At 58.4% G+C, this 16,188-nt stretch carries 12 protein-coding genes; 11 read left to right on the forward strand and 1 reads right to left on the reverse strand.

The genetic code is table 11. The features are described from left to right. Window positions 1–59 precede the first annotated feature (59 nt). The 9 genes from ACYU0X_RS07805 (at window position 60) to ACYU0X_RS07845 (ending at window position 13,811) form a co-directional block, all read left to right on the forward strand. A complete protein-coding gene (locus ACYU0X_RS07805; protein ID WP_461902664.1) occupies window positions 60–908 on the forward strand; it encodes an ABC transporter permease in 849 nt (282 codons plus the stop codon). Continuing rightward, window positions 898–1,776: an ABC transporter ATP-binding protein gene (locus tag ACYU0X_RS07810; protein ID WP_461902665.1), complete on the forward strand. Its 879-nt coding sequence runs from the start codon at window positions 898–900 to the stop codon at window positions 1,774–1,776. Before ACYU0X_RS07805 ends, ACYU0X_RS07810 begins: the two co-directional genes overlap by 11 nt. A 3-nt stretch (window positions 1,777–1,779) precedes the next feature. Beyond that, on the forward strand, window positions 1,780–2,814 hold the full coding sequence (locus ACYU0X_RS07815) for a glycosyltransferase family 2 protein (protein WP_461902666.1): 1,035 nt from the start codon (window positions 1,780–1,782) through the stop codon (window positions 2,812–2,814). Next, a complete protein-coding gene (locus ACYU0X_RS07820) occupies window positions 2,811–3,629 on the forward strand; it encodes a CDP-alcohol phosphatidyltransferase family protein (RefSeq protein WP_461902667.1) in 819 nt (272 codons plus the stop codon). The genes ACYU0X_RS07815 and ACYU0X_RS07820 overlap by 4 nt, the downstream gene beginning before the upstream one ends. A 9-nt stretch (window positions 3,630–3,638) precedes the next feature. Then, a complete protein-coding gene (locus ACYU0X_RS07825) occupies window positions 3,639–4,547 on the forward strand; it encodes a glycosyltransferase family 2 protein (protein ID WP_461902668.1) in 909 nt (302 codons plus the stop codon). Window positions 4,548–4,615: 68 nt separating this feature from the next. Further along, on the forward strand, window positions 4,616–5,077 hold the full coding sequence (locus ACYU0X_RS07830; RefSeq protein WP_309407443.1) for an adenylyltransferase/cytidyltransferase family protein: 462 nt from the start codon (window positions 4,616–4,618) through the stop codon (window positions 5,075–5,077). A gap of 57 nt (window positions 5,078–5,134) precedes the next feature. Then, window positions 5,135–6,472, forward strand: a complete 1,338-nt coding sequence (locus tag ACYU0X_RS07835; RefSeq protein WP_461902669.1) for a stealth family protein — start codon at window positions 5,135–5,137, stop codon at window positions 6,470–6,472. After that, on the forward strand, window positions 6,462–10,034 hold the full coding sequence (locus tag ACYU0X_RS07840; RefSeq protein ID WP_461902670.1) for a CDP-glycerol glycerophosphotransferase family protein: 3,573 nt from the start codon (window positions 6,462–6,464) through the stop codon (window positions 10,032–10,034). The genes ACYU0X_RS07835 and ACYU0X_RS07840 overlap by 11 nt, the downstream gene beginning before the upstream one ends. Before the next feature lie 300 nt (window positions 10,035–10,334). Then, window positions 10,335–13,811: a bifunctional glycosyltransferase/CDP-glycerol:glycerophosphate glycerophosphotransferase gene (locus tag ACYU0X_RS07845; protein WP_461902789.1), complete on the forward strand. Its 3,477-nt coding sequence runs from the start codon at window positions 10,335–10,337 to the stop codon at window positions 13,809–13,811. A gap of 98 nt (window positions 13,812–13,909) precedes the next feature. Here the strand turns inward: ACYU0X_RS07845 and ACYU0X_RS07850 are convergent, their stop codons facing one another. Then, on the reverse strand, window positions 13,910–15,145 hold the full coding sequence (locus ACYU0X_RS07850; protein WP_461902671.1) for a CDP-glycerol glycerophosphotransferase family protein: 1,236 nt from the start codon (window positions 15,143–15,145) through the stop codon (window positions 13,910–13,912). A gap of 313 nt (window positions 15,146–15,458) precedes the next feature. Here ACYU0X_RS07850 and ACYU0X_RS07855 point away from each other — a divergent pair, with 313 nt between their 5' ends. Beyond that, window positions 15,459–15,980, forward strand: a complete 522-nt coding sequence (locus tag ACYU0X_RS07855; RefSeq protein WP_309407437.1) for a YceD family protein — start codon at window positions 15,459–15,461, stop codon at window positions 15,978–15,980. A gap of 2 nt (window positions 15,981–15,982) precedes the next feature. After that, window positions 15,983–16,186 (forward strand): 50S ribosomal protein L32, encoded by a 204-nt coding sequence (gene rpmF, locus ACYU0X_RS07860; RefSeq protein WP_013348816.1) that lies wholly within the window; start codon window positions 15,983–15,985, stop codon window positions 16,184–16,186. Window positions 16,187–16,188 lie beyond the last annotated feature (2 nt).

Below are 16,188 nucleotides of genomic sequence, written 5' to 3' on the forward strand. Positions count from 1 at the left end.
ACATCTGTGCTTGCGAATACCCGCAGTAGCGAGCAGTCGATAAGAGGACAAATTCACGTATGACAATTGCAGAGGAGGCCGAGAGTAGAGGCCTGCACCGCGTCGGTGCACGACCCACACTCGGTAATTATCTGAAGCAGACGTGGGAGCGTCGCGAGTTTATCTATGAACTTGCCAAGGCTCGCGTACAGTCGCAGAACCAGCGCAACCGTCTGGGCATGGTTTGGGTTGTACTGAAGCCTACCCTGAATGCGCTGATGTATGGATTCATCTTTGGTGTCTTACAGGGGGCTAATAAGCCACATGACTTTCCGGTATTCGTGGTCATCGGCGTCTTCCTCTTCGAGTTTTTCACCTCATCTATGAATGGTGGGGCAAAGTCCATTACGGGTAATACGGCCCTGGTACAGTCGCTCTCATTCCCGCGCCTGACTCTGCCCGTGGCTCAGGTGACGCAGAATTTTCTGACTTTGATGCCTATGGTTGCGGTCATGTTCATCTATGCGATGATTCTCGGGACCACACCCAAGTGGTCCTGGTTCATAATCATTCCGTTGATTGCTTTGTTTACGGTCTTCAACATGGGCGTCGCCTTAATATGTGCCCGCATCACGGTGCACGTTCGAGACTTCACTAACATTCTGCCGCTCGTTGGCCGAGTCTTGTTCTATACCTCGGGTGTGCTTTTTAGCGCCGAACGCCTGTTGAGCCACTGGCCATGGATGGTTACCGTCTTCGAGTACCACCCGTTGTATCAGACCCTATCGATCGCGCGTGGAGTGATCATGAATAACTCACCGTACGACCCTTCGGCTTGGTGGGTCGTGGCTGTCTGGGCGGTTTGCACTCTCGTAGTTGGTCTCCTGTACTTCTGGAAGGCAGAGGAGCGTTACGGCCGTGCCAATTAATTTTGATGATCTGATCAATCCGGACCTGCATCCGGAGTACGAACCGGAACCGGTGTTCTCGGACGACACCTCGTTTATCGATGTTGTGCCGCCTGCGGAAAAGAAAGAGTCAACTCTCGAGATTGATCCCAACCGGCAGCCGGTTGTGATCGTTGACGACCTGCATGTGAAATATCAGGTCTATTCGAGCGGTAAAGCCGTCGGAAACGCCGGAGCACGGCGGCTGCTCCAGTCCAAGGTGCGTGGCTTACGAACCGTGCACGCCTTGAAGGGTATTTCGTTCGTTGCCTACGAGAACGAATCGATCGGCATCATTGGCTCGAACGGCTCGGGCAAATCCACGCTGCTAAAGGCAATTACCGGACTAACGCCGCCAGCTGACGGTGCTGTCTACGCTACCTCGCGACCAAGCCTGTTGGGTGTCGGTGCCGCGCTGATCCCGGATCTCTCGGGTGACAAGAACATCACCCTCGGTGGATTGGCGCTCGGCTACAACCGGCAACAGGTCGAAAATATGCGCGAAGAGATCACGAAGTTCGCCGAACTTCAGGACTTTATTGACCTGCCCATGCGCACCTATTCCTCGGGTATGGGTGCTCGCCTGAAGTTTGCTATTGCGGCTTCGAAGCAGCACGACATTCTGATCGTCGATGAAGCGCTGGCCGTGGGTGACGCGAAATTCAGAAAGCGCAGTGAGGCAAAAATCAGGGAAATCAGAGAAAACGCAGGTACCGTTTTCTTGGTGTCCCACTCGATGAATTCGATTCGACAGACTTGCAATCGAGTGATCTGGATCGAGAAGGGCGTCCAGAAGATGGATGGCGACCCCGACACCGTGATCAAGGCCTACGAGAAATTTAAGAAATAGAGAATGCAGCAAACACCCGGCGTTTCCTACGTGATGCCAGTACTGAACGAGGCCGACTACCTCGCCGAAGCGGTTCGTTCGATTCTTGCCCAGGACTACGCCGGGGACAAAGAACTGGTTCTCGCACTTGGCCCCAGTACCGATGAGACGAATGACGTTGCTGAGCAGCTCGCCTTCTCGGATGAGCGCATCACGCTCGTGGACAATCCGGCAGGACGCACCCCGAGCGCTTTGAACCTAGCGATCAAGGCTTCTCGTCACCCGGTGATTATCCGAGTGGATGCACACAGTGAACTGCCCACCGACTACACCCAGCGTGGGGTCGAAACTCTTGAGCGCGTCGGCGCCCATGATGTGGGCGGGCTGATGGACGCCCGCGGTAGAACACCGGTGCAACGTGCCATCGCGGCTGCCTACCATTCGAAGTTTGGTTTCGGCGGTCCGGCCTATCATTCAGGCGCCCCGGAAGGAGAAGCCGAGTCTGCCTACCTGGGGATCTTCCGCCGGGAAATCTTTGATCTCGTCGGTTACTATGACGAGTCGTTGTGGCGTGCCCAAGACTGGGAGCTGTGCCTGCGGATCCGCAGTGCAGGTTTCAAGGTGTGGTTTGATCCGGAGCTCAAGGTTGGGTACTACCCGCGAAGCAATTTCAAGGCGCTGATTGCACAGTCCTACGCTTCGGGGACGTGGCGTGGCGAGATCGCCCGCCGATTCCCGGAGGGCAAATCTTTGCGTCACGACCTACCGCCGTTACTCGTGCTCGGTTTAGGTGCTGGCGTCGTTTCAGCCGTGGCTTACCCATTCCTCGACCAAGCGCCGGCCGTAGTGCGTGGTGCCCTCGGGCTGGCCATGGCCGTGCCGGTTAGCTACGCCGCAGCATGTCTGGTGGCGGGAGTCCGGTCGAACGCTCCGAGCTTCAAGGAAAAGCTGTTGACCGGAGCAGTGTTCCCGGCCATCCACTTGCCTTGGGCGATGGGTTACGTGAAGGGGCGTGTCCGTGGCGCCGCAGGAACCCTAGATAAGGGACGGGTGAAATGACCGAGGCACGTCCGGCTAAACCCACGCTTGAACAACTGCGTGCTATCTGCCAACCACCGGAGGTCCGTAGCCGACGGAACGCCGAACACTGGACGGCCGAACTCTACCTACGCCACATCTCCATTTACCTCACCGCCATACTGGTGCGTACCCGCATCTCCGCCAACGGAGTCACGGGGCTAATGATTTTGTCCGGCTGGTGCATGTCGTTCGCGTTGTTGATCCCGGGGATTTGGGGTCCGCTACTCGCGGTGGTGCTTTCGCAGCTGCAACTGTACTTTGATTGCTCGGATGGTGAGGTGGCCCGTTGGCGCGGCACCCAGTCGCCCAAGGGTATTTTCATAGACATGGTGGGACACCACACCACCGAGGCGCTGATCCCCATCGCTCTGGGCTATCGCGTTTTCCGGGAACTCTCGGCAAATCCGAGCACCCTTGAGCAAGCCTGGCCCACACTATTCATGTCGGCGTGCCTCGCCGTGCTGTTGGTTCTGAATCGTTCACAGTCACTGATGGTGCATGCGGCCCGTGGGATGGCAGGCCTTGGCAAGCTGCCCGATACGGCCGAAGCCAGGGCAGTATCGAACACGTCATTAGTCGGCAAGGCGCGACGCCTTGCCCGATTCTTGCCGTTCCACCGACTGTTACATGCCGTCGAGCTGAGCCTGCTGATTCTGGCCTGCTCCATCATTTCCGCCATTCTGGGTGAGCCAGGGCTCGGTGAAAAATGGATGATCTGGATCCTGCTACCGGCCACCGTGCTTGTAAACCTTGGGCACTTCTTGTCCTCGATGGCCTCGTCCCGGTTGAAGTAGGTGTCGTTCATGAACTCGAATACGTCATCAAGTAATCGCAGCGGCTTACCGACCATTGGTGTCGTGGTGCTGACCATGGGGACGCGGCCCGAGGAGTTGAACCGAGCCCTCGAGTCACTTCTCGACCAGCAGGGCGTCAGCATCGATGCCGTCGTGGTCGGGAACGGGTGGAACCCTACGGGGGTACCTGCCGGTGTACGCACTCATCACCTGCCGGAGAACTTGGGTATCCCTGCCGGACGTAATGCTGGTGCTGCGTTGGTGCGCGGAGAATACCTGTGCTTCCTCGATGACGATTCGTGGTTCCTAGACCAAGACTTTTTGGCCGAAGCCATTCAACGGTTCAAGGATCATTCAGGGTTGGGGCTCCTTCAACCACGCATCACCGATCCGCAACGCGATGATGACCCTACACGCTGGATTCCACGTCTGAATAAGCGCACCGCCGAGGAACCCAGCAAGGTTTTCCATGTGGGGGAGACCTGCTTGGTTACCACGATGGATCTCTTCCAACAGACAGGCGGCTGGGCCGGAGGCTTTTGGTACGCCCATGAAGGTATCGAACTGGCTTGGAGAATCTGGGACACCGGGCACTATGTTTGGTATGCCGGAGATATGCGCATCGGTCACCCCGTGGTCGATCCGCGACGCCACGATGAGTTTTACCGCCTTAACGCCAGAAACCGTGTGTGGTTAGCCCGCCGAAACCTACCGGCACCCTTTCGCTGGATCTATCCGACGAGTTGGTTGCTCATCGAGTGTCTGCGTCTACGGGCCAATCGCTCCGCGGTCGCACAATACCTCGCCGGGTGGAAGGCGGGCTGGAGTGGGAGCCCGTGGTATCGCGAGCCGCGCCAGAAAATTAAATGGTCAACAATTCTTCGAATGACCGTGGCCGGTCGCCCACCCATTCTTTAATCTGCGAAACTAAGGTTAGCGATCCCCAGTTTCCTATCTTTCCGATCCGAGATGGCATAGAGGTAAACATGACGAAAACAGTTCTCACCTACGGTACCTTCGATCTTTTTCACATCGGGCACCTGAACATCCTCAAGAGATTGAGCGAAAAGGGTGACCGGTTGATCGTTGGCGTCTCCACCGATGAGTTCAACGCCATCAAGGGCAAGAAGCCGGTTGTTCCGTTCGAACAACGAGCCGAGATCGTGCGGGCTATCCGCTATGTGGACGAGGTCATCCCGGAAGAGAACTGGGAACAGAAGCGTCTGGACATCAAAAAGTATGATGCCAAAGTCTTCGGGATCGGCGAGGACTGGCGTGGCAAGTTCGACGATCTGAGCGATGAGGTCGAGGTCGTCTACCTGGAACGCACCGCAGGCATCTCGACGACCGAGATGAAGCGGGTGCTCAGTGAATTCGATGAACGCCATGTCGAATCGCTCAAGAGCACGTTGGATACCCTGAGTCAGATCGTCAAGGAACTTAGCTAACAGATACACCCCAATGGAGAGGAGCCGTGTCCCATGTTTGCAGGCTGGAGAGGTGCAGTGGGACGCAGCATCCCACAAGGCGCATTGCTTCACGCACTGCAGCGGTATACGGACCGAATCATTGCCGAGGGCGATACGACGATCTGCGCGCTCCAGGAGCAGAACCGTCGAAAGACTCGACGTCTCGCCGATGAGCTGTCGATAGATTGGGTCGATGATCCCAATAGTGCCCGTTCGCTCGTCGGTGCGGCGGATTGGCCGGCACTAGCCGACAGCTTTCGTGCCAATGGTTACGAGCTTCACCGACTCTCCGGGGTGGATTCCTATGCGGCCGAGTCCGTGTATTCGGTGGGGGACAGCGCCAAGAACGGAACCCGTCACGCGCAACGGGCAGGACTCGGCGCCATCTGGCAGGTTCGTCCCGGTCAATTGCGACCTAGCGCCGATGCGCAAGACTTCGTCGGCACGATTGATGCGGTCTACACCTGGGTGGACTCTTCCGACCCTCAATGGCAGGCCAACTATCATCGGGCCGTCGCCGGGGCCAGAGGAGTCGTCAACGACAGCTCGGTCGATCCCGGGCGCTTCGAATCGCGGGACGAACTGCGTTATTCCCTGCGCTCGCTAGAATCACATCTGCCATGGGTGAACAAGGTTTATCTCGTCACCGCGGGGCAGCGTCCAGAGTGGTTGGTTGACGCCCACCCGCGCCTGGAAGTGGTTGATCACAGGGATATTTTCGCCTCGCCGGAACAGTGTTTGCCGACCTTCAATTCACATGCCATCGAGTCGCAACTCTCGAGGATCGACGGCCTGAGTGAACATTTCCTATACGTCAATGATGATGTGTTCTTCGGACGACCCTTACACCCAAATCTCTTTTTTGGGCCGGCGGGGCAAACGAAGTACGCATTGACCAGCACCCACTTCGCCCAGGCCGAAGAACGTGACTTACCGGTCAATGCCGCCGCGGCGAACAATCGGGAACTGGTGGCTACCAGATACGAGCGAACCACATCGCGCAAGTTTAAGCACGTGGCCCATCCGCAACGGCGTAGCGTGCTGCAGAAAATCTCCGAAGAATTTGCCGATGACATTGCGGCTACTGCCGCACATCGTTTCCGACACCCCGAGGATATTTCGATTCCCTCGTCCCTCGCCCACCAGGTCGCGGCGCGAATGGGCTTGGGGTTCCCTACCGACGTGGAATACTCCTATCTGGATATCGGTGCCGATGATTTTCTCTTGCAATGTCTGAGGCTTTGGCGCACATCGGCCCCGGACATGTTCTGCATTAACGAAGTGCGACAACCTCGCGAGGGTGAACTGCTGCGCAAAGTTCTACAGCAGGTATTGCACGGGATGTATCCCGTACCCTCATCGTTTGAACGATAAGTTTCGGCCGAAGATGCAAGAGACCAGTAACAAGCAGTTGAACAGGATCCGTCACGTGGAAAACCTCAAGCACAGTGTGCGCGCCGGCGTGCAGAAGCTCGTTGAACGGCGCAACAACAACCGGCTGGAGAAGCGGAACTACCGGTACTACCGGGGCTACTACACGCTAAGCATTTCTCAGCACGAGATGGGGTACGACCTGCGGGCTACAGTGGGTCACCCCGTAAGTGCCGTCAGCGTGCTCCACGGACGCCATATAGTTACCGAGATACCCGCCTTAAGCACCGAGATTGGCGAGCAACATCAAGTCACGGCGCAGTTGTCCGCTGATTCTTTGCTAGTCGCTTGGGTGGATTACCGTGAGCAGGTGTCCGATGAGCTGGATGGCGCGGAGGAATCCGAGGAAGACGGGGCGACAGACCAGCCTTCGCACGATGAGACAGATCCCCGCTCTGCCTCCGGTACAGTGCGCCTTGCGCTGCGATTCACGGCTCCTGCCCGGTCGCTACCGCGTGGTATTGCGTGGGTGCAACTGGAAGCCGACGGGCCGCTACTGCGACGAAGCGAACTTACCGAGCTACTGGAATCGGCCGATGCCGAAGTTCCGGAGCAGGTCATCGTGCACCGCATTCTGGGCCGTTTCGAGTCCACCCACATCGGAGAACTAAGCGAACTAGTCAGCGACTCCGGTGCGGTGGCCATGTATGTGAACAAGCAATTTGAAATTGCTATCGCAGTGAACCGTCCGCTGGGGCACAAGCACCGCATTCGTACCGATGCCATCTCCGTCACCAACGGCGTACTGCACTTATCTGGCGAGTTGGATGCCAAGAGCGATGTGCTCAGTGGCGCACGGTTGATCATTCGCGGACGCAAATCCGTCGAAGAATTCGTGGCCGCGACCGAGTTGCACTACAGCCCAGAACTCTCGGCCCGACGCTTTGGATTGAACCTCTATAAGTGGTCGATTGACTTCGACTTTAGAGCGGTGGACTGGTCGGCCATCGATTCGGGCGACAACTTCGATCTGTATCTGGAAGTCGAAGGGGCGACCCTGGACGAACCGCTACGGTGGCGCATCTCGCGCACTCCCTATCTGGTGCGCTCAACGACGGCTGGTGGCTCGGTGACGGTGGGGGACCGGACACTGGTCATTTCGCCGTACTATACGTTCAAAGCCAAGGCGACGTCGCTGTTGCTCGAAGTCTTTGACGCCGACGCTTACGCGGTCCTCGAAGAATCCACGGCGCGTACCTTCCCGGTGCTTCGTCCCGGCGAAGAGCCGGTGTGGCTCGTGGGCGAACTGCCGTACAAGGCCCAGGACAACGGGCTGCATCTGTTCCGCTACCTGCGCAGCCACCGACCAGATATCGAGGCTTATTACGTTATCGATCGGCAGTCGCCAGACCTGCGTAACTTCGAGAACCTAGATCACGTGGTCTTCCATGGATCTAAGGAACACTTCGAACTGGCGTTGCGTGCCACGCGTATCATTGGCACCCACCACGCCGACTTCCTCTACCCAACCCGGTACTCCGCCTTCTCCGCCCGTAGCCGCGCCACCCGCGTGTTTCTGCAGCATGGAGTGATGGGCACCAAATGGATGGTGCCGAACTACGGGAAGAATTCCCCAGGGTTCGCGACCGACTTGTTCTGCGTGTCTTCGGATCGCGAAAAGCAGTACATTGTCAACGACTTCCAATACCCTGAGTCGGACGTTAAGGTAACCGGATTGCCGCGGTTCGATGCGCTATTGGACGGTCAGACCCCGTTGCACTCCAAGATGCTGCTGATCATTCCGACCTGGCGAGACTGGTTGCAAACGGAGGAAGCCTTCCTCGAATCCGATTACTTGCAACGCTGGCGCGAGCTCCTAGCCTCACCGCAGTTGGCCGAATTGGCCCGGGAACACGACCTTGAAATCGTGTTTAGCCTGCATCCGAACATGCAGCATTTCCGTGACCACTTCGCCGATGCGCCGGCACGCCTGATCGTTCAGGGCGAGGTCGATGTTCAGCAGCTGATCAAGCAAGCAGGCATCATGATCACCGACTACTCCTCGGTGGCTTTCGACTTTAGCTTCCTGCACAAACCCGTGCACTACTACCAATTCGACCGTGCCCGTTTCCTCGGCCGTAACGGATCGCACCTTGACCTCGACGCCGAACTACCCGGCCGCATCGCCTTTGATGCCGAGCACCTCCTGGGAGATCTGCAAGACACCCTCGAGCGTGGTCGGAGCATGGAAGAGGAGTACGTGCGTCGAGCCGATGTTTTCATGACGCACCGGGATCGTCACAATGCCGAACGCGTGGTCGCGGAGATCGAGGCTGCCCCACTGCGAACCTCCGGTGACGATACTTGGCGAGCCGAACTTCCCGAGAAGCTGATGCGCCGCTTCCGGAAGCACAAGTACTATTACACGGCCATGCGAGCGATGTTCCGTGCGGTGCAAGCAACCAAGGCGGACGAAAATATTATCGTTTTCGAATCCGGCCTCGGTAAGCAATACGGTGACTCGCCACGGTATATCTATGAGGAACTGGTCCGTCGCGGGGACACCCGTACCAAGGTATGGATCTATTCGGGAAGCCACCGCTTCACCGACCCGCATACGCGCGTGGTGAAACGGCTCTCCCCGGAGTACTACTGGTACCTGGCCAAGGCCAAGTACTGGGTGTCCAACCAGAGCATGCCCTACTATCTGCGTCGACGGAAGAACGGGATCTTCCTGCAGACTTGGCATGGAACCCCGCTGAAGCACATGTTGCTGGACATTGAGGAGATTCATGGCCGGGACGAGGGGTATGTGCAACGCGTCCTACAGGCAACTTCCCAGTGGAGCCACCTGATTTCGCCTAGTCCCTACGCCACCGACGCCATGCGTTCTTCCTACGCGTATACCGGCGAAGCGGTCGAGCTTGGCTACCCGCGTAACGACATCCTCATGTCCGAGCAGTCCGAAGAACATGAACGGCGCGTACGGGAATCGCTGGGACTGGCACCTGAAGTGCGTACTGTGCTCTATGCGCCAACTTTCCGTGACGACGCCGGTAACGGCAAGGGGCGTTTCTGTTTTGAGCTTCCCTTCGATCTAGCTCAATTCAATGAACGCTTCGGTCACGACACCGTGCTGCTGCTACGCATGCACGTGCTGGTGGCCAACGCCATCAGCATCCCCGAGGAACTAGCCGAACGGGTCATCGATGTTTCGGCCTACCCGGACATCCAAGAGCTGTACTTAGCTTCGGACGTCCTGGTGACCGACTATTCCTCGGTGTTCTTCGACTATTCCATCCTGAACCGACCGATCATTTTCTACGCGTACGACCTCGTCAACTACCGCGATAACCTGCGCGGTTTCTACCTCGACTACGACAAGGACCTACCCGGACCGGTCGTGCAGAGCGAAACCGAGCTGTGGCAGTGCGTGGGCAAGGCGCTCGCTGGGGAACCACTAGAAGGTGTCGACCGGGAAGAATTCGTGGCACGGTTTGCCCCCTATGACGATGGGCACGCGTCCCGGCGCGTCGTTGACCGATTCTTCGGCGATAACGCCTAGCAACGGTAGGGGTGTGGGTCCGGCTCGGGCCCACACCCCTTGCCGGTTCGTCGTGTCAGCCAACGGGTGTTGATAAAGTATCAACGGTGGTTGATCCCTGCAGGAACGTTCAGATCTACCGATTCGAGCATCCGTGATCAGTCTGCCGGCGGTGCCGATCCGTGGCGCAGCCGATGTACCCGCATCGACAATCAGCCAAGCTGAATCGGCAATAAGTTTGTGTTGGCCCGTGAGAAGCATTAGCTCCCGCACCGAGTGGTCAAGACAATGTCTATCTAGAAGAGTGTGACCGAAATACAAATGCTGTCCCGAACGCCTCTCATCTCGATCGTTGTGCCCGTTTACAACGTGCAGCGCTACATTGGCATGACCATCGAATCCGTGCTCGAACAGGAATACGAGAACTTCGAACTCATCTTGATTGATGACGGCTCCACCGATGAGAGCGGTGCGATCTGCGACGAATATGCTGCGCGCGACGAACGCCTACGCGTCAGCCATGTGCCCAATGCCGGGGTGTCTGCCGCGCGCAATACCGGCATTGCCTTGGCCAAGGGTGAATACCTCGCCTTCATCGATGGGGACGACTTGCTCTACCCCTATTCGTTGCAGCTCATGATCGAACAAGCCCTGGCCTCGGGTGCCGATGTAGTCAGTGGCAACGTGCACCGTTTCAAGGGGCCGAAGTCTTGGCAATCGTGGCACCACCGCAGCTCGCACGCCACCGACCGACTTGATGCTTCTCTCGATGATGTCCCGGAGCTTCTCTACGACACGGTCGTGTGGAACAAGCTCTACCGGATGGATTTCTGGAAGAAACAGGGCTACAGCTTCCCGGTCGGAGTGATCTTCGAGGATATTCACCTGGCGTTCCGGGCCTACAACGAAGCAAATCACGTCGATATCCTCTCCACCCCCATCTACCAATGGCGGGTACGCGAGGAGGAAAGCTCGGCCACCCAGCAAAAGGGCAATGTCAAGAACGTGGTCGACCGCGAGCTTGCCCTGGGACTGTTGTGGAAAGATCTCCGCGCCAAAGGCAACCGGACACTGAACCAAACGTTCTTGACCAAACTCATCGAGGGCGACCTATGGTTCAACGTCTCTGGCATCTCCGAGGACAGCCAGGAATTCAACGAGGCGCTATGCCGACTGGTGAAAACCTATTGGCGCAAGGTGCCCACCTCGCTCCGCGGTCTGATCAGTCAAGAGCGCCGCTCTATTTACAACGCCCTGGCGCGCGGCAAGGCCCTCGAGGTGCTGGCGATTCGTGAATGGTACAAAGACAACAAGTACTCCCTGCCGATCACCAAGCGCGGGTCACGGGTTCTGCTGGATCGTTGGCGCGGCCCAGCCTTCGCCCGCTCCATGCGCGCCGCCGACCGCGACCTCACCAAAGAGACCTCCGTGGTCTGCGTCATCAGCGACGTGGCCTGGAGCGATGAGTCCCATTTCAAGGTCTTCGGCTGGGCCTACATCCCACTGCTGGATGTTGAGCCGCAGCAAATCGAGGTCGTTGTCACCGATGGTGAGCGTGAGGTGGCCTGCCAGGTTGAGCGTACCGCGTCGCCCATGGCCTACAGTCGAGGCAAGGATCCTTTCCGGTCCTACGCCAACGTTGGCTTCACCGCCAGCGTCGATGTCACCAGCCTTGTCCGTCAGCACCGCCGCTCACGTCGCTGGCAGTTCGTCGTGCGCGTACGCAGCGGCAAGATCAAACGCGAAACCACGATGAACCGGGTTTGGCGTGGCGGTAGCGCCGCGGTCATCGGATTCCGCGAAGTTTCCAAGGACACGCGGGTCGTGCCGGTCAGCGGCCCCGGGGTTCCCCTGCGCCTTGACGTGCGCCGGCCCAAGACCATCATGCAGTCCATCGCCATCGATGGGTTTGCGGTGTCCGGCCGTATCACCGTTCCCGACTCGGCGAAGATCAGCGCCGTCGAGCTACTCGGCCCGGCCGGTACCGAGAGCGTACCGGTGTCCTTTGACGCCAACGGCACAAAGGCCATCGATTTCACCGCACAGCTTCCGCAGATCAGCGAGCGGCTACATTCAACGTGGCGTTTCCGAGTCACCACCGGGACAAAGAGCAGCGAGGTGGCGTGGTCAGAGAACACCACGGTGGAACGCGTGCAGGGCCGCGGCCTGACCGTGGATGCAACGCCGCGCGGATGGACCGTGCTGCACGAGCGCTACGACAACGCGATTGTCGAAGACGCCACCGTGGACGAGGACCTCAATCTCTTGCTGCGCGGGACCTGGTCCGGTCCTAGCCCGGTCGGCTACGTGTCCATCGCCCTGCCGGGCAACGAAGCTAAGCAGTGGGTGCGTTTCGAGCCCGATGCACAGGGGGCCTTCGAAGTCACCGTGCCGTTACGTCAAGAGAACTGGTACGGGGATCTTCGCCCCTACCCAAGCGCTCAGTACGAATTGTTGGTGTGCACCGACCCGGAAGACCCGGAGGCCGTCGGCCAGCTGGTCATTACCGATCAGAAGTCCCTCGAGTTGCCGCTGCGTTACAGCTTCGAGCAAGCACGAGTACAGCTGGACCGCGCCAAATGGGCCCGCGTCACCGTGCGCCTGCGCCCGCCGGTGCCCGATAGTGAATCCGGAGCGTACGAGAAGGCGCAGCGCGAGTTGCGCTGGGCTAAGCCAGCTCAGGTCGAACCCGAGGACGCCGTATTCTTCCGTACCGACATGGGCGGTTCCGCTGGCGACTCCGCGCTGGCCATTCAGCAAGAGTTGCAGCGCCGGGGTGCGAAGCTCAAGTACTACTGGGCCGTGAAGGATCACTCGATCCCAATTCCTCCCGGGGGAGAGGCCGTCATCGATGGTTCGGAGAAGTGGACCGAGAAGATTGCCCGGTCGCGCTTCGTGATCAATAACTACGGTGCCATCATGGGGTACCTGGACCACGATCACCAGACCTATATTCAGACCTGGCATGGCACCCCGCTGAAGATCATCGGGCTCTCCGAGTGGAAGTTCCTCAATGGTTCCCCGGAGTGGCTCGATGAGAAGCGCGAGGCCGCGGGCTACTGGGATTATCTGGTGACTGCCAGCCCCTTCACCACCGAACTCTTCCCCACCGAGTTCCTCTATGACGGCCCGGTACGCGAACTTGGCATGCCGCGCAACGACCGGGTGGCCCTGGCTGGGCCGCAGGATCGCGCCGAGATTCTCCAGAAGTTGGGCATCGATCCCTCGCAAAAGGTGGCGTTGTATGCTCCCACCTACCGGGACTACCTGCGCAACAACTGGCGTGCGGCGGCCTATGACGGGTTGGACCTCGATGAGCTGACCGAAAAGCTTGGGCCAGAGTGGACGGTGATCACCCGCGGCCACAGCTTCAATAAGCGTGCAGGTGCGGTGATGCAGGGCAACGAGCGGGTGGTTGACGCAACCTTCCACCCAGATATTGCCGAGCTCTATATCGCCTCGGATGTCTGCATTACCGACTATTCGTCGGTGATGTTTGACTACGCGGTGTCCCGCAAACCGCTGTACTTCTTCGTGCCGGACCTCGAGGACTACCTTTCGACTCGACCCATGTATATGGACCTGGAAGAGATCGCCCCAAGTCCGCTATGCCGGGAGCTGGACGAACTGGCCGCGGAACTGCTGGATGTCGAGCGCTACCCGCAAAAGTACGGGGAAGCCTATGAGGCGTTCCGGCAACGCTTCGCCCCACACGATGATGGGTACGCGGCCCGTCGGGTGGTTGATGAATTGTTCCTGCCGGTGCTGAAGGAACACGGGATCGAAATCGATCGGTAAATGACTAATGGCCTTGCGAACGAACGTTCGCAAGGCCATTAGTTTAGGTTGTGGCGACTGCCGGGATTCTGTGGATCGTCGGTCGATGGTCGAGTCGGCTAGTTCGAGCTTGCGGCCCGGTTCTCGCGCTCGGTCTTGTTCTCTTCCAATACCGCAAGCGACGCGGCCAGGAAGCGGTCCATACTGGCACCTGGGGTGGTGTCCCCAAAATAGTGCTCGACGATCTTTTCGTAGTGCCCATTGGGGCCAGCCAGCTGTTCGGCAACAATCTCTGCCGTCCGGTGCGCCTCGCTGGCGGCAAGACCTGGAACCGAGATCAAGGCGGGGGAGTCATCGACCGTGGCGGAGGGGTCGCTGGGCGTGGCGATCATCAACGGCTTGCCGGTGGCCATGAAGTCGTAGGCCGCCGCCGAGATATCGGTGATGCAGATATCCGACACGGCCCACTGCCAGCCCCAGTCTGCGGTCTCATCGTAGAAGTAGGTGGCCGCCGAATCGGTTCCCGCGACCGCCATGGCCTGACGGATATGGCCCAGCGCCGTGCGGTAGCTCTCGCTGTTGATTCCACTGCGCGGATGCGGGCGGACGATCAAGTTGTACTGACCGCTGGCAATGATCGACTCGACCAGCGCCACACCGTGGCTGGCCACCGAGCCATAGGTCATCGACGGGCGGTCGCCCTCCCACGTCGGGGCGTAGAGCACCGTGGGCAAGTCCGGGTTCAACGGGGTTTGGCTCGGGTAGTGCACATCGATTTGCGGGCGACCGATGAGTTTGGTGCGTGTAGCAGCATCAAATCGGCTCAGATTCTTCGCGAGTCGATCACGGGCGGCTTGGCCGGCGCTAAACACATAGTCATAGGCCTTCAGCTGGTTCGACCACATATAGGCCTTTTCGCTCTCGCCATGGCTGATAAAGACGTGGGTCGGATCGTTGAACCGGATCATCTGGAAATTACGGATGTTCTGGTTGACGTAGTAGACCGCGCCGATGGACTGTCCGGCGATCATCGTTTCAATGTCACCAATGGTTTTGGCGAAATACAGCGGTAGTGGGCACTCCTGATGAAGTTGTACCGCGGTTTTGGCATTGCGCACGATGACTACTACCGGCACCTGCTCGGCGAGTTTGCGCATTGGTTCATACCACTGGCGCAACTGGTAGGCGTTGATCATTCCGTCGGCAAAGTACAGGGCCACCTGGTAGCGTCCGTCACCCTCGGGAGCTTTAGCAAAGATTGAGGGGCGTGCCTGAATGTATTGATGAGCACTCCGGCTCTGCAGGCGCTTGCGGACGAACCCCCAGAGAGTCTGGGAGGCAGTAACCAAGTTCAACAGATATCCTTTCCGCGGTGGGCCTTGCCCCTCAAGTTTACCGGCCGCCGAAGTTCACCTATGGTTCATTTTGTCGAGGCGTGAGTCGCACTCAGGCCGTGCGACCGAGAAGCGACAATAACCGCAACGGGACCGAGCTCACAGGGTAAGTTTTGGGAAGTTGGCCCTTCTCGGGATAATATGAAATGTCGGTCTATGTTCAATAGGAGTTGTCATCAGCGAGAAGCGTACTGATCGGTCGCCGCACGGCGAGCTTGATCGCACGTCGCCTTTGGTTTTCACGACCAAGGAGCTCGGGCGTTCGCCTGGCTCCATGAAGACTCTGGTTGAACAGGTTCCGGCACCCGCACATGTGGGCAACGCGCTCATCGGTGTTCGTGGAGGATCTGAGGTTGACTTAGATCTTCGCTTCGAAGCCGTACATGAGGGGATTCTGGTATCAGGCACCGCCGCGGTGGAAATCGCAGGCGAATGTGGCCGATGCCTAACCCCCATCGAATACGACTACGAGGCTGATATTCAGGAGCTCTTCTATTATGAGGGCAGCGCTGAATTCGAAGATGACGATGAGGCGGACCAGTACTGGGTCGTGGACGATTTTATCGACGTCGAGCCGGTGTTGAGGAACGCAGTGGTTACCGCCCTGCCGTTCCAGCCAGTGTGCCGGGAGGATTGTTTAGGTCTCTGCAGCGAATGCGGAAAAGACTTGAATGAGGACCCTGAGCATTTCCACGAGGTCCTAGATCCCCGTTGGGCAGCGCTTGCGCAGCTGGCCGACTTTGTCGCAGAGGATGCGACAACCAGTAAAACGTCAGACAAGAGAGAAGAGAAGTAGTCGTGGCTGTTCCAAAGCGGAAGATGTCCCGTGCGAATACTCGTGCCCGCCGTTCTCAGTGGAAGGCTACCGCACCGAACCTGGTGAAGACCGTTGAAAACGGTCGCGTAACCTACAGCCTGCCGCACCAGGCTAAGGTCGTCACCGACTCGGCCGGTACCGAGCTGTTCCTTGAGTACAAGGGTCGCAAGGTCGCAGACGTCTAAGA

This window comes from Glutamicibacter sp. X7 (assembly GCF_054889245.1).

Bases quoted from the DNA above. Each gene is read 5' to 3' on its own strand.
- ACYU0X_RS07805 (WP_461902664.1), top strand. From the start codon at position 60: ATGACAATTGCAGAGGAGGCCGAGAGTAGAGGCCTGCACCGCGTCGGT.
- ACYU0X_RS07815 (WP_461902666.1), top strand. From the start codon at position 1,780: ATGCAGCAAACACCCGGCGTTTCCTACGTGATGCCAGTACTGAACGAG.
- ACYU0X_RS07820 (WP_461902667.1), top strand. From the start codon at position 2,811: ATGACCGAGGCACGTCCGGCTAAACCCACGCTTGAACAACTGCGTGCT.
- ACYU0X_RS07825 (WP_461902668.1), top strand. From the start codon at position 3,639: ATGAACTCGAATACGTCATCAAGTAATCGCAGCGGCTTACCGACCATT.
- ACYU0X_RS07830 (WP_309407443.1), top strand. From the start codon at position 4,616: ATGACGAAAACAGTTCTCACCTACGGTACCTTCGATCTTTTTCACATC.
- ACYU0X_RS07845 (WP_461902789.1), top strand. From the start codon at position 10,335: ATGCTGTCCCGAACGCCTCTCATCTCGATCGTTGTGCCCGTTTACAAC.
- ACYU0X_RS07855 (WP_309407437.1), top strand. From the start codon at position 15,459: ATGAAGACTCTGGTTGAACAGGTTCCGGCACCCGCACATGTGGGCAAC.